The 18298-nt window shown below is 68.9% G+C and carries 18 protein-coding genes; 12 read left to right on the forward strand and 6 right to left on the reverse strand.

Going from position 1 to position 18298, the window contains the following annotated elements:
* Positions 1-46 precede the first annotated feature (46 nt).
* The 9 genes from WJ438_RS07705 (at position 47) to WJ438_RS07745 (ending at position 8527) form a co-directional block, all read left to right on the forward strand.
* A complete protein-coding gene (locus WJ438_RS07705) occupies positions 47-1093 on the forward strand; it encodes an ABC transporter substrate-binding protein (protein WP_406724537.1) in 1047 nt (348 codons plus the stop codon).
* Between the two features lie 49 nt (positions 1094-1142).
* A complete protein-coding gene (locus tag WJ438_RS07710) occupies positions 1143-2768 on the forward strand; it encodes a bifunctional 3-(3-hydroxy-phenyl)propionate/3-hydroxycinnamic acid hydroxylase (protein WP_406724538.1) in 1626 nt (541 codons plus the stop codon).
* A gap of 55 nt (positions 2769-2823) precedes the next feature.
* Positions 2824-3768 carry a 2,3-dihydroxyphenylpropionate 1,2-dioxygenase gene (locus WJ438_RS07715; protein ID WP_406724539.1) on the forward strand — a complete coding sequence of 315 codons (945 nt, stop codon included), beginning with the start codon at positions 2824-2826 and terminating at the stop codon, positions 3766-3768.
* A gap of 20 nt (positions 3769-3788) precedes the next feature.
* The gene (locus WJ438_RS07720; RefSeq protein ID WP_406724540.1) at positions 3789-4646 is read left to right on the forward strand and encodes an alpha/beta fold hydrolase; all 858 of its coding nucleotides are present in this window, start codon (positions 3789-3791) and stop codon (positions 4644-4646) included.
* 99 nt (positions 4647-4745) lie between these two features.
* Entirely contained in the window at positions 4746-5537 is a 792-nt protein-coding gene (locus WJ438_RS07725; protein ID WP_406724541.1) for an IclR family transcriptional regulator C-terminal domain-containing protein, read from the forward strand.
* 243 nt (positions 5538-5780) lie between these two features.
* Complete coding sequence (locus WJ438_RS07730; RefSeq protein ID WP_406724542.1) at positions 5781-6362, forward strand: fumarylacetoacetate hydrolase family protein; 582 nt, start codon at positions 5781-5783, stop codon at positions 6360-6362.
* Positions 6359-7138 carry an HpcH/HpaI aldolase family protein gene (locus WJ438_RS07735; RefSeq protein WP_406724543.1) on the forward strand — a complete coding sequence of 260 codons (780 nt, stop codon included), beginning with the start codon at positions 6359-6361 and terminating at the stop codon, positions 7136-7138. The genes WJ438_RS07730 and WJ438_RS07735 overlap by 4 nt, the downstream gene beginning before the upstream one ends.
* A 23-nt stretch (positions 7139-7161) precedes the next feature.
* A complete protein-coding gene (locus tag WJ438_RS07740) occupies positions 7162-7671 on the forward strand; it encodes a hypothetical protein (protein ID WP_406724544.1) in 510 nt (169 codons plus the stop codon).
* A gap of 229 nt (positions 7672-7900) precedes the next feature.
* Positions 7901-8527, forward strand: coding sequence for a nucleotidyltransferase family protein (locus WJ438_RS07745; protein WP_406724545.1), 627 nt, complete (start codon positions 7901-7903; stop codon positions 8525-8527).
* Here the strand turns inward: WJ438_RS07745 and WJ438_RS07750 are convergent.
* From WJ438_RS07750 to WJ438_RS07775, 6 genes are all read right to left on the reverse strand, one after another.
* The gene (locus WJ438_RS07750) at positions 8502-10922 is read right to left on the reverse strand and encodes a site-specific integrase (RefSeq protein WP_406724546.1); all 2421 of its coding nucleotides are present in this window, start codon (positions 10920-10922) and stop codon (positions 8502-8504) included. The two genes, WJ438_RS07745 and WJ438_RS07750, sit on opposite strands and share 26 nt — an antisense overlap.
* Positions 10919-11272, reverse strand: a complete 354-nt coding sequence (locus tag WJ438_RS07755) for a helix-turn-helix domain-containing protein (protein WP_406724547.1) — start codon at positions 11270-11272, stop codon at positions 10919-10921. The genes WJ438_RS07750 and WJ438_RS07755 overlap by 4 nt, the downstream gene beginning before the upstream one ends.
* Before the next feature lie 17 nt (positions 11273-11289).
* Entirely contained in the window at positions 11290-12393 is a 1104-nt protein-coding gene (locus WJ438_RS07760; RefSeq protein ID WP_406724548.1) for a tyrosine-type recombinase/integrase, read from the reverse strand.
* Between the two features lie 65 nt (positions 12394-12458).
* Entirely contained in the window at positions 12459-13568 is a 1110-nt protein-coding gene (locus tag WJ438_RS07765) for a tyrosine-type recombinase/integrase (protein ID WP_406724549.1), read from the reverse strand.
* Between the two features lie 19 nt (positions 13569-13587).
* Positions 13588-13836: a helix-turn-helix transcriptional regulator gene (locus WJ438_RS07770; RefSeq protein ID WP_406724550.1), complete on the reverse strand. Its 249-nt coding sequence runs from the start codon at positions 13834-13836 to the stop codon at positions 13588-13590.
* Positions 13837-14073: 237 nt separating this feature from the next.
* Positions 14074-14700, reverse strand: a complete 627-nt coding sequence (locus tag WJ438_RS07775) for a tyrosine-type recombinase/integrase (protein ID WP_406724551.1) — start codon at positions 14698-14700, stop codon at positions 14074-14076.
* 248 nt (positions 14701-14948) lie between these two features.
* Here WJ438_RS07775 and WJ438_RS07780 point away from each other — a divergent pair, with 248 nt between their 5' ends.
* Genes WJ438_RS07780 through WJ438_RS07790 form a run of 3 tightly spaced genes read left to right on the forward strand, consistent with a single transcriptional unit; the run spans position 14949 to position 18184 of the window.
* A complete protein-coding gene (locus tag WJ438_RS07780; RefSeq protein WP_406724552.1) occupies positions 14949-15404 on the forward strand; it encodes a hypothetical protein in 456 nt (151 codons plus the stop codon).
* A gap of 48 nt (positions 15405-15452) precedes the next feature.
* Entirely contained in the window at positions 15453-17177 is a 1725-nt protein-coding gene (locus WJ438_RS07785; protein ID WP_406724553.1) for an IS1182 family transposase, read from the forward strand.
* The gene (locus tag WJ438_RS07790; RefSeq protein ID WP_406724554.1) at positions 17174-18184 is read left to right on the forward strand and encodes an IS1380 family transposase; all 1011 of its coding nucleotides are present in this window, start codon (positions 17174-17176) and stop codon (positions 18182-18184) included. Before WJ438_RS07785 ends, WJ438_RS07790 begins: the two co-directional genes overlap by 4 nt.
* Positions 18185-18298: the final 114 nt, after the last annotated feature.

Genomic DNA, 18298 nt, shown 5'->3' on the forward strand with positions numbered 1-18298 from the left:
CGGCACCCCACCCGCGCACCCCGACCGTACGAAAGGCCACACCGCCATGAGAAGAACGCACCTCGCCGTCACGGCCGCCCTACTCTCCACGTGCCTCACCCTGACGGCGTGCGGCGGCTCGGACTCCGCCCCGGAGGTGACGGACGCCTCCTCCCTCACCGAGCTGTACGAGGTGGCCAAGAAGGAGGGCGAGATCCTGGTCTACGGCCCGACCGAGGACCTCTACGCCAAGGTGTACGAGGAGTTCGAGGCCGCCTACCCCGGCATCAAGGTGAAGACCACGGACATCTTCGGCGCCGAGCTCGACTCCCGGCTCGAGGGCGAGCTGGTCGCCGGCGGCTTCGAGGCGGACCTGCTCCACATCGGCGTCTCCGACATCGAGCGCTACGCCACCTCCGACTATCTGTCGTCCTTCCGGCCCGTCGAGGCGGACGCACTGGAGGACGCCTACCGGGGCAAGGAGGACCTGTGGAGCGTCCCCTCCCAGCACCTCTACGCCACCGTCTACAACACCAAGACCCTCGACGAGGCGGACGTCCCGGACACCTGGGCCGAACTCGGCGACCCGGGGTGGAAGGCCAAGCAGGGCGTCTCCGACCCGTCCATCAGCGGCGCCACCCCGCAGGTCCTGTCCGCCGCCCTGGAGGCGGGCGTCGTCGACGAGAAGTGGCTGGACGACTACGCGGGCAAGGTCAAGCCGAAGGTCTTCCCCAGCGTCGCCACCGCGCTGCAGGCGGTCACCACCGGTGAGACCCAGGCGTCCCTGGTCGCCGGATACGGCACCTACATGCGGCAGAAGGCCGCCGGAGCCCCCCTCGGCTACGCGGTCATGAAGGACGGCGGCTACATGTCGGACGTCGCCTACGGCACCCTCGACTCCAGCCCGCACCCCAACGCCGCCCGCCTCCTGGTGAGCTGGATGTTCTCCGAGGAGGGCCAGAAGTCCGTGGCCGAGCACATCTACGAGTTCGGCACCATGCCCGGCGCCCCCGAGCCCGAAGGGGCCGAGGAACTGGGCGAGTTCGAGCCGATCACCTACCCCGGTGCCGAGCGCTACGAGAAGGACCTCGAGCTGCTCGGCGAGAAGTTCTGACCACGCGCAACCAGTGGATCCACAGGCAGAAACGGAAGACATCGCACCCATGGACGACATCGTGAGAACGCAGGTACTCGTCGTCAGCGCCGGCCCGTGCGGCACCACGATCGCCAACCTGCTCGGTGTGTACGGCATCGAGAGCCTGCTCGTCGACAAGGCTCCCGAAGTCGTCGACTTCCCCCGGGGCGTCGGAGTGGACGACGAGTCGCTGCGCGTCTTCCAGTCGGCGGGACTGGGTGAGACCGTGCACGCGGACATGATCCAGAACCAGCTGTTGCGGTACTTCGACTCCTCCGGCCGCTACCTCGTGGAGATCGCACCCTCCGCGCAGCCCTTCGGCTGGCCCCGGCGCAACTCCTTCCTGCAGCCCATGCTGGAGAAGAAGCTGCGCGCGGGACTGGACCGCTTCGCCCACGTCGGCCTGCGCGTCTCGACGGAACTGCTGACGCTGGAGCAGGACGACGAAGGGGTCACCGCGCGGATGCGCGACGACTCCGGCGAGGAGTTCACCGTCCGGGCGGACTACGTCGTCGGCGCGGACGGCGGCCGCAGCACCGTCCGCAAACTGGTCGGGGCCACCCTCGAGGGTTCCACGCTCGGGGCCCGCTGGCTGGTCGTCGACCTCAAGGACGCCGAGCTGCACGCCCCCTATGCCGGCAACTACATCAGCAGCACCCGCCCCCACGTGTCGATCGACCTGCCCTTCGGCTACCGGCGCTTCGAGTTCCGGCTCGCCGAGCACGAGACCGACGAGGAGATGCTCAAGCCGGGGGCGGTCGAGCGCCTGATCCGCAAGCACTTCGACTGGGACGGCCCGATGCCCGGCCTGGAGCGCGGCCGCATCTACCAGCACCACTCGCGGGTCGCCGACCGCTTCCGCACCGGCCGGGTGTTCCTGGCGGGCGACGCGGCCCACCTCCAGCCGCCGTGGTTCGGCCAGGGCATGAACTCCGGCATCCGCGACGCGGCCAACATCGCCTGGAAGCTGGCCGCGGTCCTGGCGCACGGCGCCGACGACCGCATCCTCGACACGTACCACACCGAACGCCACGGCCACGCCAAGGCGATGGTGGACCTGGCCACGACCCTGGGGAAGGTCTACTCGCCGAAGACCAAGCTCGGCGAACGGGCCCGTTCGCTGCTGCTGCGCGCCAGCGTGCGCGTCCCCTCGGCCCGGGACTACATCCTGCAGATGAAGTTCAAGCCGATGCCGTTCTACCGCCAGGGCGTCGTGGCCCACCGGCGGACGGACGACGCATCGCCGGCCGGCAAGATGTTCATCCAGCCCGCGGTGGAGACCGAGGACGGCACCCGGCTGCGGCTGGACGACGCCGTGGGCCCGTGGTTCGCCGTGATCGGCATCAACATCGACCCCGCCGACCACCTGTCCGAGGAGTCGGCCGCCTACTGGCGCTCCCTCGGCGCACAGCTAATACGCGTCAACCGCTCCCGGGCCGGGAAGCACCTGCGCACCACGGACGCCGGCACCCTGCTGCTGGACGACACCGCCGGGGGCTTCCGGGACTGGCACAAGGGCGCCCGCTCCCGCGAGATCGTCGTCCTGCGCCCCGACCGCTACCTCGCGGCCACCTGCGCCGGGGACGAACTCGACGACCTCACCGCACGGTTCCGCCGCATCATGCCGGTCCGCGAACCGGCGGTCCGCACCTGAGGACCGCGGCACCCGGAAACCCGAGGTACCCAGGCATCCGAGAAAAGGCCCACACATGTCCGAGATAGTCGGCTTCGCCGCCCTCTCCCACTCCCCCTTCTGGGACGGTTCGCTCCCGGCCGAGGCCACCCCCGACACCTTTGGCGCCCGGTTCACCACGGCCGCCGCCCGTCTCCGCGAGCTGGTCGCCGACCTCGCGCCCGACGCGGTGGTGATCTTCGGCCCGGACCACTTCCGCAACTTCTTCCTCGACGTCATGCCGTCCTTCTGCGTCGGCGTCGGCGAGATCGTCAGCTGCGGCGACTACGGCACGCACAAGGGCGCGGTGCCGCACGCCGAGGGCATCGGTCGGCACATCGCCGAGAGCACCCAGGCCGCCGGCTTCGATCCCGCGTTCTCCGTGCGCATGGGCGTGGACCACGGCATCGTGCAGCCCTACCAGGTGCTGTGGCCCGGTCTCGACGTGCCCGTGGTGCCGGTCATGGTCAACTGCAGCGCGGACCCGCGGCCCTCCTTCCGCCGCTGCTTCGACTTCGGCCTGGCGGTCGGCGACGCCGTCCGCTCCCTGCCCGGCGACCAGCGCGTCCTGGTGCTGGCGTCCGGCGGACTCTCGCACTGGGTGAAGGCGCTTTCGGTCGAGGACGAGACGCTCGACGCGAACACCCGCGACTACCTCGTCGACGGCCGCGACCGCGTCGACGCTTACAACGCCTCCCGCGAGGAGAGCCTGGCGCAGCGCATCGCGGGCGGCCACGAGGGGCCCGTCAACGCCGAGTGGGACCGCTGGTTCCTGGACCGGCTCACCGCCGGCGACCACACGTCGTTGCTGGCCATGGATTCCCGGCAGGTCGAGGAGACCGCGGGCAACGGGGCCCACGAAGTGCGCACCTGGCTCGCCGCGTGGGCGGCCTGGGGCGGACCCGTCGAGGTCCTCGGCTACGAGGCGGTGCCGCGCTGGGTCACCGGCATGGGCGCCGTCGCGGGGACCGCGCAGCTGTGAACGAGGAAGGCACGCAGAGCATGAGCATGGACACACCCGACTACACCACCGACGCCTACTTCGGGCTCGAGGACAGCTGGGCGGAGACCGCGCCCGGAGAGCTGACGCACTATCACGACCTGGGTGAGGGAACGCCCGCCACGTTCCTGCACGGTTCCGGGGCAGGCGTCTCCGCCGCCGCGAACTGGTGGCTGAACCTGCCGGAGCTCGCCCGCGAGCACCGCACCGTCGCGCTCAACCTGCTGGGCTTCGGCCAGACCCGGCCCGCGCCCGACGCCGCCTACGGCATCGACGCGTGGGTGCGGCACACCGTACGGCTGCTCAACACCCTGGGCATCGAGCGGACCTGGCTGGTCGGCAACTCCCTCGGCGGCTGGGTGGCGTTCCAGATGGCGCTGACCCACCCGGAGCGCCTCCTCGGCATCGTCTCCATGGGCACCGGCGGCGCCCCGCGCACCGCCGCACTGGCCCGCCACGCACGGCCCGAGGTCACCGAAGCGGGCATCCGTAAGGTGCTGAACGAGTTCGTCACCGAGCCGTCGCTGGTCACGGACGACCTCGTCGCCGCCCGCTACACCGCGGCCCGCGCACCGGGCGCCGAGGAACGCTTCGCCAAGGTCATCGAGGCCCGCGACCACGACCGGGTACACAACCCGCTCGACATCGAGGCGCTGCGCGGATTCGACCGGCCGGTGCTGCTCGTGCACGGCCGCGACGACACCGTCATCCCGGTGTCCCGCAGCCTGCAGCTCGCCGAGGTGCTCCCCCGGGCCGACCTGCACCTCTACTCCCGGTGCGGCCACTGGAGCCAGGTCGAGAAGGCGCCTCAGTTCAACGCGCTGGTCGGCCAGTTCCTGCGGCTACACTCTGGCGGCTGATCGCCGGACCGACCGTTCGCCGACAGCGCGCGACGAACGCGACCGACCGGCCGGCCACCACGCCGGCCCCAGGACGACAACCCCCGAAGGAGGAGCCAGGTGGCTCACAACGATCAGGTGGCGCCGATCGCCGAGGGTGACTTCATCCAGTCCCTCGGCAAGGGACTGGCGGTCATCCGGGCCTTCTCCGCCGAGCGCAAGTCGATGACCCTGAGCGAGGTCGCCGCCGCCACCGGCATATCGAAGCCGAGTGCCCGGCGCATCGTCCTGACCCTGCAGGCGCTCGGGTACATGAGCAACACCGACGGCGCCTTCCGGCTGCTGCCGAAGGTGCTCGACCTCGGCTACGCCTACATCTCCTCCTTCGAGCTGCCCGAGATCGCCCAGCCGCACCTCGACGCGCTCAACGAGCAGTTGGGCGAGGTGTGCTCGCTGGGCGTGCTGGACGGCGGCGACGTGATCTACCTCGCGCGTTCCCAGTCCCAGCGCGTCATGAGCACCACCGTCCGGATCGGTTCACGCATCGACCCGGCCGCGACCGCCGTGGGACGGGTGTTGCTCGCCCACCTCCCGGAAGCCGAGCTGACGTCCTTCCTGGACGCGCACACCTTCCAGGCGTACACCGAGCACACCGTGACCGACCCGGACGCCATGCGCGACCGCCTGACACTCATCCGCGACCGCGGCTGGGAACTGGCCGATCAGGAGAGGGAACTGGGCGTACGCACCATCGCCGCCCCGATCACCGACATGCAGGGCGAAACGGTGGCCGCCGTCAACATCGCCACCAACTACATGCGGGTGCCCATGGACAGGCTCTTGGACGAGTTCCTGACCGCCCTGCTGGACACCGCCGCACGCATCAAGAGCGACCTCGCCGACTACCGGTGAGCCGCCCGGCCTTCCACGACTCCGGAAAGCGAAACACACCCATGCTCAACTCCGCGCAACGACAGACCATCGCCGACGAACTCGCCGAGGCCACCCGTACCCGCACCCCCATACCCCTGCTCAGCGCCCGCTACCCGGAGATGGAGGTCGAGGACTCCTACGCGGTGCAGAACCTGTGGGCCGACCGGCAGACCGCCGGCCAGGCGGGTCGTCGGCCGCAAGATCGGGCTCACCTCGAAGGCCATGCAGGCGGCCACCGGCATCACCGAACCCGACTACGGTGTCGTCTTCGACGACATGGTCCTGGAGAACGGCTGCGAGATCCCCTGGGAGCGCTACACCCACCCGCGGATCGAGGTGGAACTCGCCTTCAAGCTCAACGCCGACCTCAACGGGCCGGGCTGCACCATTTTCGACGTCCTTTCGGCGACCGAGTACGTCGTCCCCGCCCTGGAGATCCTCGACTCCCACATCGAGCTGAAGGGCCGCACCATCGTGGACACCATCAGCGACAACGCCGCGATGGGGGCGATGGTGGTCGGTGGCAACCCGATCAAGCCGGACTCCGTCGACCTGCGCTGGATCGGCGCCCTGCTGTACCGCAACCAGACCGTCGAGGAGACGGGCCTGGCGGCCGGCGTCCTCAACCACCCCGCCTCCGGCGTCCACTGGCTGGCCAACAAGCTCGCCCGGCACGGCAGCGGCCTCAAGGCCGGTGACCTGGTCCTCGCCGGCTCCTTCACCCGTCCCGTCCACGTGCAGAAGGGCGACACCTTCCTCGCCGACTACGGACCGCTGGGAACGATCACGTGCACGTTCGCATGACCCCCGACCCCACCTTCCTCGACGCCCTCGCCGCAGCCGACCGGCCGCTGACGGGCATGTGGCTGTGCACCGGCAGTCCGCTGGTCGCCGAGATCTGCGCCGGCTCCGGGCTCGACTGGCTCCTCATCGACGCCGAGCACAGCCCCAACGGCCTCGACTCGATCCTCGCCCAGCTCCAGGCGGTGCGCGGATACGGTCCCGTCCCGGTCGTGCGGCCGCCCGCCCTCGACACGGTGACCATCAAGCAGTACCTCGACCTCGGCGCGCAGAACCTGCTCATCCCCATGGTCGACACCGCCGAGCAGGCCCGGCAGGCCGTCGCCGCGATGTACTACCCACCCCGCGGCGTCCGCGGTGTGGGCGCGGCCCTCGCCCGCGCCTCCCGCTGGAACGGCGTCGACTCCTACCTGCACACCGCCGGCGAGACGTGCTCCCTCACCGTGCAGATCGAGTCCGAGGAAGCCGTGGCGAACGTGGAGGAGATCCTCGCGGTCGACGGAGTCGACGCCGTCTTCCTCGGCCCCTCCGATCTCGCCGCCTCGATGGGTCTGCTGGGCCAACAGGAACACCCGGACGTGATGCGTGCCGTCGAGCACTGCCTCACCGCCGCGCACCGGGTCGGCAAGCCCGCGGGCGTCAACGCCTTCAACGAGAGCACGGCCCGCCACTACCTCACCGCGAAAGCCCGCTTCGTCCTCGTCGGCGCGGACGTCACGCTGCTGGCGCAGGGCAGCCGGGCGCTCGCCGCACGCCTGGCCGACGGCGGGGAACGATGAGGTGACGTACCCCGGGAGTCACCTTGCCCGGGCCGTGGCGAGAGTTCTCCGGCCACGGTGCACTGGAGTCCCGCCTGGGGTACCTTCTGCGCGATCTCGAACAGCGTGCCGCAGCGGCCGAACGCCGGCAGCGAGAAGAGGAACTCCGCAAGGCCGAGCAGCGACGCCGCTGGTACGCGGCCGTGGCGCAGGCACGGGAGCGGCAAATCGAGCGACATCGAGTGAAAGTCCTGGTCGAGCAGGTGGAGGCACGGCATCGGGCCGACGAGATCCGCGCCTTCTGCCGCGCGGCCCGCACGAGAGCCGACGGCGCGTCCGCTGCGGCGGAGGAACTGGCGTGGTTGCAGTGGGCTGAGGCGTACGCAGACCGGATTGATCCACTATCCGCGCCGCTGGTCACTCCGCCGGATCCGCCGGCCAGCCGTGAGGCTCTGCGCGAACTCCTTCAGGGCGATCTCTCCGCCCATCCCTGGCCGTTCGACAGCAAGGGGCGCTGGACGCCGCCCGAAGAGGAGGTCGCACAGCACCCCTGATCAGGCAAGCGCCTCCGCCCTGTCCGTAGGGACAGGGCGGAGGATCATTCATGCGGCAATGGTGAGCGGAACGTCAAGGCGCTCCCAGGCACCGAGCACGGCCTTGTGCGCGTCCGGTTGAAGGTGTAATGGTGCAGTCGGGTATTGGAACTGGCTGAATGCCTCTGGCCCGTGGGGTCTCCGAGGGGGACCTGGCCCGCCCATGGGCGACCTGTGGTAGGCAGAGCTGGTGATCAGCCGACTCCCTCTCGACCAGCAACTTGAGTCCCTGCGTGCGGTGCTGTCCCGTAACGACGTGTTGACGGAGGTGCTGACGCGGACTGCGACGTTGGACCTTCCCGGGTGGTATGTGACGGCAGGATGCCTGTTCCAGACCGTGTGGAACGTGGTCACGGACAGGCCGCCAACCAGTGGCATCAAGGACTACGACGTTTTCTACTTCGACGGCAGTGATCTGTCCTGGGAGGCCGAGGACGCGGTGATCAAGGCCGGGCGGGAGGTCTTCGCCGACCTGCCGGCAGATGTTGAGATCCGCAACGAGGCACGAGTTCACCTCTGGTACGAGGACAAGTTCGGAGTCGCGTGTCCGCCGTATGAGTCCACTGAGGCGGCGATCGACAGTTTCGCCGCGACGACGTGCTGCCTGGGAGTACGTGCGGAGACCGACGGCCGGTGGCGCGTGTATGCGCCGCATGGCCTTTCGGACGTGTTCAACCTCGTCGTCCGGCCGAACCCGGTGCTCGCCCCGCGCTCGGTCTATGAGACCAAGGCAGCACGATGGCAAGCGCAATGGCCCGAGCTGACCGTGCTGGACTGGCCCGCCCCGAGCGTCACGACGACCTGGTCCGGCGGCTGACCTCGGCTGCGTAGGCGCCCCAGTCCCCGGCGGCGGCCCGCTGCCACTTGACGGCGACGGTGATGTCGATGCCGAGGGTGCGGGCGAGGACCGCGGCGGGCAGCTCGGTGGCGAGCTGGAACAGGGCGGTCGAGCGGGTCTGTGCGAGCCGGATGCCGAGTTTGCGGAGCCGTTCGCCCATCGCCCAGGCACTGATCGGGCGGCCGGGCTGGCCGCCGGGGAAGAGCCAGGGCGAGTCTGTGCGGCCGAGGACGGCATGGCTGCGGCGAACCTCGACCTGTTGGAGGGCCAGTTCAGCGACGGGTGCGGGCAGGTCCACCGGGACGGCGCCGAGGCGGATGCGGACCGCTCCGTCCGTCTCCTCGATGTGGTCGACGGTGAGCCGGGAGATCGCCGCGGGCCACTGAGCATAGAGAAGCAACAGCAGGCCGGCGAGGCGGTCTTCGGGCTTGAGGGTGTCGTCGTGCAGCAGGCGGCGGGCGGTGTCCCAGCGGGCCGCGTCGTCCATCGCCTGGGTGGGACCGTTCCATCTCACGGCCGGAAAGCTGAGATCGCGGGTGATCTTCTGGGCCAGTGCCCAGCGCACGAAGTGGCCTGTCTCCCGGCGGTGACGGACGTCATCGCTGGTCATCCAGCGTTCGAGGTCGGCCTGACGGCAGGTGGAGAGGGTGAGGTTCTCGTCCTCCAGCCAGTCCAGGAGGCAGACGGCCGCCCGTAGATGTTGCCGCGCGACCGCGAGTTGGTAGTGGGTGACCTCCTTGCCGCGGCTTCGTCGGCGAAGCCGACGAAGGAGGTGCCATGTTGCGTACCGGTGCAGGATTTTCCGCCCCTCGGCCGTCGTATGGGAGGCGACGAGGTTCTTCACGTGCCGCTCGAGACGGACCATCTGCTCGTCCCGCTGAGGCAGGACGCCGGTGGCGACGAGAACACTGCGGATGTGCTCGACGACCTTGCCTTCAGGGAGTTCGTCCAGGGCCTCGTGGGTGAGGGGACAGCGGCCGGAGCCAAGATCGGACAGGACGGTGGCGACGATGCCCTTGGACAGCCAGCGCAGCGCGGTGCCGGCCCGTTCAGTGCCGGCCAGGGCGTCGTGGAGGGGCTGCAGCTTCGGGGGTATAGAGCCGGTGCCGTTGCCGAGGATCTCGTGGAGCCGTTGCTTGAGCGTGCAGCGAGGGCACGGACCCGGCGCGTGCAGCCGCTCGGCTTGTCCGCAGGTCGGACACGGACGCCACAGCTCAGCGTCCGGCGTGGTGCAGGGGCCGCAGACGGGGGCGTCGGCGGTGCCGGAGTGAATGCCGCGCATTCGTCCGCAGACGGTGCAGTGAGCTTGGCGCCTGTCACAGCCGCCGCAGCGGGGCAGGCCGGTGAGCTTCGAGAGCATGCAGGGGGCGGTGCGGCCGCAGATCGAGCAGAGCAGTATGGGCAAGGGACGGCAGTTCGGGCAGACCGGCCCGTCCGCGGTGCGGGAGTTGACCATGCGTGACTCGCCGCAGACGATGCAGGTCTCCAGGTTCGCCGGGTCCCTGACCAGGCAGCTCGGACACAGCGGTCGCCCCTCGGCGTCGCGGGTGGCCGGCTCGCGCCGGGCACCGCAGCGTACGCATTCTTCGAAGCGGGACTTGGCGATGCAGTTGCGGCAGACCCGCTGCCCGTCCAGCGGTTTGTCGATGCGGACCACCCGGTGGCAGCGAGGGCAGGCGGGCCGGACGATCCCGGCGACACCGGCCTCGTGCAGCAGGTCGATGAACTTCAGGATTGCGCGATGCGGCGCCAGATGTCCTTCCCCGGTCAGCAGACGGGGGTTCTCCTCCAGAGCCCAGACCACTCGCTGGCGATAGTGGGGACGGTGCGGTGCCGTCCGGCGGAGGGCCTCGGCGACCACGTCACGGTCGGCGCCCGGAGCGATCACGGTGATCAGTTCGTGGACAATCGTGACTGGATCACGGTCGTCGTAGTCGGGACACATCGAACAGCGTGGCAGGCCCTTGCGGTCACGGAAGCCAACGCGTCGGACGTTGCCGCAGGCGGTGCACTCGGCTCTCTCCTGCCCGCAGACTCCGCAGTACCAGTCCTGGCCCTGGCGCTGGAGGGTTCGCAGCTTCTTGCCGCACTCGGCGCAGACCGGCGGTGCGATCGCCGAGGCGCCGGCCTTGCGGAGCTCGATGAGCAGATCGCCGACGGCCCGGGGCGCCGGAGAGCGGCCGTCGGTCAGGACGGCGGGCCGCACGGCCAGGGCTTGCACCAGGCGTCGTGACTTCGCGCGACCGCCCGCGACCGCGGTGACCACGGTCCGGATGGTCGCGACGCCGAGGTCCTTCTCGACGTCGGCGACGAGGTCTGTGATCAGCCCGATCGGATCGGCCACGGCCCGGTCGAGCTGGTCCGCTGTCGTCATGACCGGTCAACACCCCTGATCCGGGCCCGCTTGGGCCGCAGCCCGCCAAGTCCCTCCGAATCGGATGCCGTGCCGCCGCCGACGGCTGCCTTCTTCGGCTTCTTCGCGGCTCCGGCTGCGGCCACGGGCTCGATGAGATCGTCCATGGTGCAGTCGAGGATGTCGAGCAGGGCCATGAGGATCTTCAGGCTGAGCCGTTCGGGGCGCTCGACGACGAGCCGGTAGACCTGGCTGGAGGACAGGGTGATGCCCCGCTCGGCGAGCGGAGGGATGAGGTCGGTGGTGGAGAACATCCCGCGGTCAGCCATGACTTTGCGCAGGTGCCACTGGTAGTCGAGCTTGGCGGCCATCGCCGGATCCCTCCTCGTCAGGCTCCGGCGAACGCCGGGGCCAGTGCCTTGTGCAGGGAAGTGTTCATGAAGTCGTCGCTGACGTGCGTGTAGATGGCCAGGGAGCTGTCGCACTCATGACCGACCTGCTGCTGGATGAACCGGCGGTCGACTCCGTCCTCGGTCAGATGCGTGACGTAAGAATGTCGGATTGAGTGGGGAGTTAGATCTTTTGAGAGTTTTAGGGCGTCGCGGTATGCCTCGAACCGGTCGTTGATCGAGCCGGGCTGCAGGCGGCCCCCGCGCTCGGTGATCCACAGAGCCGGGTGATCGGCGAACCCGAAGCGCGGGCGGACGTTCTCCACATAGTCAGCGACCGCCTCGACGGCCCAGTCCATCACCGACAGCACGTTCCGCCGACGCGGCGGCTGTCCCTTCTTCGCCTTGCCGTAGCGGACGTTGAGCGTGCCGTACCGGCCGAACTGCCGGGCCTGCGGGTTGCGGCCGAAGTCGACCACATCGAGCTTGGCCGTCTCGGTCCGGCGCAGCCCCCACCCGTAGATCACCTTGAACAACGTGGCATCGCGGTAGGCGGCGAGGGCTCCCTTGCGCTTGGCCTTCACGGCGCGTGCGACCTGGTCGTCGGCGTAGTCGAGGAAGCGCTGCAGCTCTTCCCTCGTGAAGGGACGTGCCTCCGGGGCGCCTTCGTAATCCTGCAGGTGGGGGAGGGTATTCCACTCGTGGCAAATCGCCACCGGATAGGTGCCGAAGGCTTCTTCACACGCCGGGACCCAGCCGTATCGGGCGTCGATGAGGAGCTCGGTGAACAGCCCGACGGTGCCCTGGTAGCTGCGGATCGTGGACGGCGCCAAGTGCCTCTCGCTCGCCAGCGATGCCGACCACTCGTCCAGATGGGCCGGCGTCCATCGCCACGGGTACTCGTTCGTGAACTCCAGGAACCGGCGGATCAGCCGTTCCCTCGGGTCGATCGTCTCGTCCTTCAGTCCTCGCGACTTCTGCTGAGCACGCCAACCGCGCAGCATCGCGTCGAACATCGCGTCCTCGGGACGCAGCTGGACCACCCCGGAGACGAGCTCCAGATGAGCCGACCCGGCCAGGGCCACCTTGCGCTGATACACCACTCCAGACCATCCCTTCTGGAGAGCAGATCATGCATCAGAAGGGATACCCTCGGCAACATCCCTGTTCAGGAGGCCAGTTCGTAGAGGCGGCGGACTCCTTCCGCTTCCCTCCGCGACCAGGCGACCTGCGACTTCTCGCCCGTCTGACGCAATTCCCGAGGGTTCGCGTAGCGCTGGGTGGTCTGGAAGCTCTCGTGGCCGAGGAGGTGCTGGACCTCGTAGAGCGAGACTCCCTTCTGGACCAGCCACGAGGCGCAGGTGTGACGCATGGAGTGCGGCGGATAGTGCGGGACGAGTTGCTGCTCGCCGTCGGTGTCGAAGTAGTAGGCGGCCTCGACGGTGGGCCACCAGGTCTGCCGTCTCCAGTTGCCGTCGTCAAGGCGGCGGCCTGCACGGCCCTTGGTGATGGTGGTGAACACCACTGCGTCCCGGTCGAGCCGGTGGACGTGGCGTTCGAGGGCCTCCAGGACGTAAGGCGGGAGCGGGACCTCTCTACGGCTCTTGGAGCTCTTGGGGTACTCCTTGATGCCGCTCTTGGTGTTGACCTCCACCACAAACAGGCGCGAGCGGCGCTGGTCGATGCGGTGGCGGTGCAGGCCCGAGAGTTCTCCCCAGCGCAGTCCGGTGTAGAAGCCGAGCAGGCACATCGTCCGCCACGCGGCGGGGAGTTCGTCCAGGATGCTCTGCGCCTGGTCAAGGGTGAACCACTGCGGTGGTTTGACCGCGATCTGGGGCAAGTCGATGCTGCGGCATGGGGTCACCGCCAGGACATCGTCGTCGACGGCCGCGCGCATGATGGAGGACGTCAGGTTGTAGGCCCGCTTGATCGCAGCAGCCCCCGCGCCCTTCTCGACCAGGGTCCGGATCCAGCTCTGGACGTCCATGCGGGTGATGGCCCGCATCTCCCAGTCCGCCCAGTAGGGCATGACGTGGTTCTTGATGCTGGAGGCGTCGCCGCGCAGCGTGTGGGGCTCAACGATGCGAGCGTTCCACCACCGGTCGTGCCACTCGCGGAACGACATTTCACCGGCCCGCGGGTCGCGCATGCCTCCGCGGGCGAACTGGGTCTCCAACTCGATACCCCAGGCGCGGGCCTGCGCCTTGAGGGGGAACGACTCGCTGAACCGGTCTCCTGTCCGGTTGCGTACGGTCGCCTGCCACTTGCCGGACTTCAACTTGCGGAGGTACGAGGCTCTACTCCTTGTTCAACGGTGACGGGGCCGAGATGGTCTGGGTCAGCGGCGGGCTGCCGGCGGTACGACGGCGCGGCGGCTGATGAACTCGTCGAAGGCCGGCCACGGGTACCCGTACACGGGACCGGCCTGGTCCGGTACGGAGGTCGACGACAGGCAGGTCGCCAGCAGCGATGAAGCGGTAGACGGTGCGTCGGTCGACGTCCAGGGCGGCGGCGACGGCAGGGATGGACAACAAGCGTGCAGGCATGGAGGGGACCTTGAGGTGAGGGTGGGCTGGGCGCCCGCGGAGTTGGCAGCCGGGGCATCGGGCGGTCCAAGGCGGTCAACCAGCCCTGTCAGGGCAGTGGGACCGCGTCACGGAGGGTCTCCGACGAGAGGGAGGCTGATCACGTGACGGCTTCGTTGGGGTGCGGACCACCGGTGCAGAAGAGGATGAGCTGGTGGCGCCCGCGCTCTGAGTGTCAGCCAGAGCGCGGGGCGAGAATTACGACTTGAGCGAGTCCGGAAGAGCCATGGCCCCGGCCAGGTGGTCCCAGTCGATTTCGACGTCCTCCGTGCGGAAGCAGTGCGGGTAACGCAGCGCCAGCCAACTCGGGGTCACGCCAGCCCACTCGGCAACCGTGACGGATGAGATGCCCATCCTCAGCCACTTCACGAGGCAGGATTCACGGAGAATGGAGATGGGCTCCCCCAGGCGCCACGAGTACAGCTCGTCCCTTGGCAGGACGGCCTCTTGGGCCTGCCGCCAGATCCGCTGGTAAACGGAAGCCGAGAGCGGCCCACCTCGCATACCGGGAAACAGCAGGTCGTCCTCCTGCAGACCCGCCTCACTGATCCACTCACGCAGGAACTCAACGAATTGCGGCTGGAGGGGGATTTCCCTCGCTGTCCCATTGTGACGGCCTGTCAACTTACCCCCGCCCTCCGAGAGCACCACGTCGCTCACTCGCAGGGCGCGAGCCTCGCCCGGACGCAGAGCCTGCTCGGCCACAATGCGCATGAAGGGGTGCACCGAGCGATGAGCACCCGCGTGCCCATGCATCCACTCAAGCAGCGCTCGAACCTGCTCCTCGGAATGCAACCATTCTTCGTCCATGACCTCGACAGACACAGCTCTGGGTGGTGTCAGTCGGTGGAAGCAACTGAGCTGGTCAACAACTCGGTGAAGACTTCGGCGGGGATGCGGTAGGCCAGGATACGGCGGGGCCGGGCATTGAGTTCTTCGGCCACGCATTTCAGCCTCGATCCACCGCGTAGCGGTCGGGCTGTGGACGGAGAAATCAGAAGAGGCGCCTGCTGACCTGGGATGATGGGAGTTCTGACGCTTCCAACAACACCAACCAGCAAGGCACCTCTCACGTGAAATTGTTCCACAGCCCGGCGGCGGCTCACGCCGCGTTCGACGAGCCGAATCTGATCGCGCATGCCGGGCTGGTCCCGGTGATCCGGATGGCCGAGCGGTGCGGCCTGCCGGTCCTGGTGGCCGAGAAGGTCAAGCTGACCGGTGCGAAGAACGGCGCCGGCACGGCCGCCGACGCGAAGGTGATGAGCATCGTGGGCGGCATGGCCGCCGGTGCCGACTCCATCAACGACCTGGACGTCCTGCGCCATGGCGGACTGCCCAAGCTGTTCGGCGAGGTGCGGGCACCATCTACGCTGGGCACGTTCTTGCGCGCCTTCACCTGGGGGCACACCCGTCAACTGGAGTCGGCGGCACGTGCGTTCACCTGCAACCTGGCCGCCCACACCGGCTTTGTCCCCAAGGGGGACTCTGCTGCGCAATTCGCTGCGGGGGTGAGGTCGGGTCCGCGATGATCGTTCCTGGGGTCGCTTCTCTGTCGTGCGGCCGTGGAGGCGGTACGGATGTCGATGCGGCCGGCGGGGCTGCCGGAGATCCCGGAGCAGACCGTGATGGTGGCCCGGGCGGCGTTCCCGAAGGGGAGTCTGGCGATACGGGTGCGGGACCGTCTGGCGGAGGTCTTCGCTGATGAGCCGTTTTCCGCCGCGTTCGGGGTGCGTGGGGCTCCGGGCCTGTCGCCGGGGGTGTTGTCGCTGGTGACGGTGTTGCAGTTCGCCGAGGACCTCACCGATCGGCAGGCCGCGGCGATGGCGGTACGGGCGATCGACTGGAAGTACGCCCTCGGTGCGGAGCTCACCGACACCGGCTTCGACGCCAGTGTCCTGTCCAGGTTCCGTACCCGGCTCGCGGACAGCGGCATGGAGCGGGTGGTCTTCGACCGGCTCTTGGCGCACTGCAAGGAGGCCGGTCTGGTGGCGGCCGGCGGCAAGCAGCGTACCGATTCCACCCATGTGATCAGTGCGGTGCGGGACTTGAACCGTCTGGAGCTGGCCGGGGAGAGCGTGCGGGCGGCGCTGGAGGCCCTGGCGGTCGCGGCCCCGCTCTGGCTGGCCGGGCAGATCGACATCACCGAGTTCGCCGAGCGGTACGGGCCGCGGGCCGACGGCTGGCGCATGCCGCCCTCGCAGACCAGACGCGACCGTCTCGCCCAGGTCTTCGGGCAGGATGCCCTCGCCTTGTGCCGGGCGGCCTGGGCCGAGGACGCGCCGGGGTGGATCCGCGAGATCGAGGCGGTGGACCTGCTGCGGCAGGTCCTCGTGCAGACCTACCTCATCCGCAGCGACGCGCGGGGACGGCAGGTGATCAGGAAGCGGGACGCCGACGACGGTGTCCCGCCCGGTCAACTCCGCCTGTCCTCCCCCTATGACCGTGACGCACGGTGGGCGGCCAAGGGTGAGGACCTGTTCTGGATGGGCTACAAGATCCACCTGACCGAGACGTGCGGCACACTCCCCGACGCCGCCGCCGGGTCTGGGGCAGGTTCTGGGACAGGGGTGGTGCCGAACCTCATCACCGACGTGCATACCACCGACGCGACCGTGCCCGATGTGAAGGCGACCGCACCGATCCAACGCAAGCTCACCGAGCGCGGCGTGAAACCCGCCGAGCACTACCTCGACTCCGGCTACCCCTCAGCAGACCTGATCACCAAGGCCCTGCAGCACGGCATCCGCATGGTCACCCCGGTCCTCCTGGACCACTCCGCGCAGGCCAAGGCCGCCGAAGGCTTCGACAAGAACGCCTTCACCATCAACTGGAAGACCCGTCAGGTCCGCTGCCCCGCCGGTCGCACCAGCTCCCACTGGAACCCGGTCAAGCAGCACGGCAAGGACGCCATCGTGATCACCTTCAGTGTCCTGACCTGCCGCGACTGCCTCTTCCAGAAGCAGTGCACCACCTCGAAACCCGGGCGCCGCATGCTCACCCTGCGTCCCGAGGAACTCCACGAGAACCTCGCCCGGGCCCGCGCCGAGCAGAAGACCGACACCTGGAAGAACAAGTACGCCCTGCGCGCCGGCGTCGAGGGCACCATCAACCAGGCCCTCGATGTCACCGGCATCCGCCGGGCTCGCTACCGCGGCCTGCCGAAAGTCCGCCTTCAACACGCCTTCTCCGCCACGGCACTCAACGTCGTCAGACTCGACACCCACTGGACCACCGGGCCCCTGCCCCTCGACCGCCCTCGCAGCAGCAGGCTCGAACGACTCAGCTACCGACTTTCCGCATGAACGAATTGCGCAGCAGAGTCAAGGGGGACGAGGTGGTGTTCGTCGATATCGACTCCAAGGTCAAGCAGGTCTACGGTCCGGCCAAGCAGGGCGCCTCCTTCGGTTACACCAAGGTCCGCGGTCTGCACTTCCAGATCGTCACCGTGAAGAGCGCGACGTGCGCGCCGGTCATCGTCGCCACCAGGCTGCGCAGGGGCTCGGCGGGCTCGGGAAAGGGGGCCGCCTCGCTGCTGCGCGAGGCCCTGACCACGGTACGGGCCATGGGCATCACCGCGCAGATCGTCGTCCGCGCCGACTCCGCCTACTTCTCCCACAAGGTCGTCGCCGCCTGCCGCAAGGCCGGCGCCCGCTTCTCCCTTGCGGTCGCGGTCACCAAGACGATCCGCACGGCGATCGAGACGATCGAGGACGACGCCTGGACGCCGATCCAGTACACCGACGCGATCTGGGACGACGAGGAGGACCGATGGATCTCCGACGCCGAGATCGCCGAGATCCCGTTCACGGCCTTCACCAGCAAGAAGAAGGCATTCCACACCACCGCCCGGCTCATCGTCCGCCGGGTCAAACGGCTGAACCCCAAGACGGTGCCCGACGGACAGAGTGAGCTGTTCGCCGTCTGGCGCCACCACGCGGTCTTCACCGACAGCACCTTCGTCCTGACCGACGCCGAGCCCATGCACCGCGCTCACGCCGCGGTGGAACAGGTCTTCGCCGATCTGGAGGACTCCGCCCTGGCCCACCTGCCCTCGGGGAAGTTCACCGCGAACGCGGTCTGGCTCACCCTGGCGGCAGTCGCCCACAACCTCACCCGCGCCGCCGGACACCTTGCCTCTGCCTTCCACGCACGGGCGCGGACCGGCACCATCCGCCGCCACCTCATCCACGTCCCGGCCCGCATCGCCCGCTCGGCGCGACGCGTGGTGTTGCACCTTCCTCAACGCTGGCGCTGGGCCGACGACTTCACCGATCTGTGGACCGCCACCGGGCAGCGGATGCAGACCTGACCAGCCGGATCCCCGCCCGTCCACGATCTGGAAGACCTCGGAGAACCCGCCCCCGGAACGGCCATCCGGAAACCCGCCCTGCCCGGAACCGACAATCCACCCCGAAACCAATCA

Source organism: Streptomyces sp. GD-15H, from assembly GCF_045291515.1.
Taxonomy (GTDB): Bacteria; Actinomycetota; Actinomycetes; order Streptomycetales; family Streptomycetaceae; genus Streptomyces.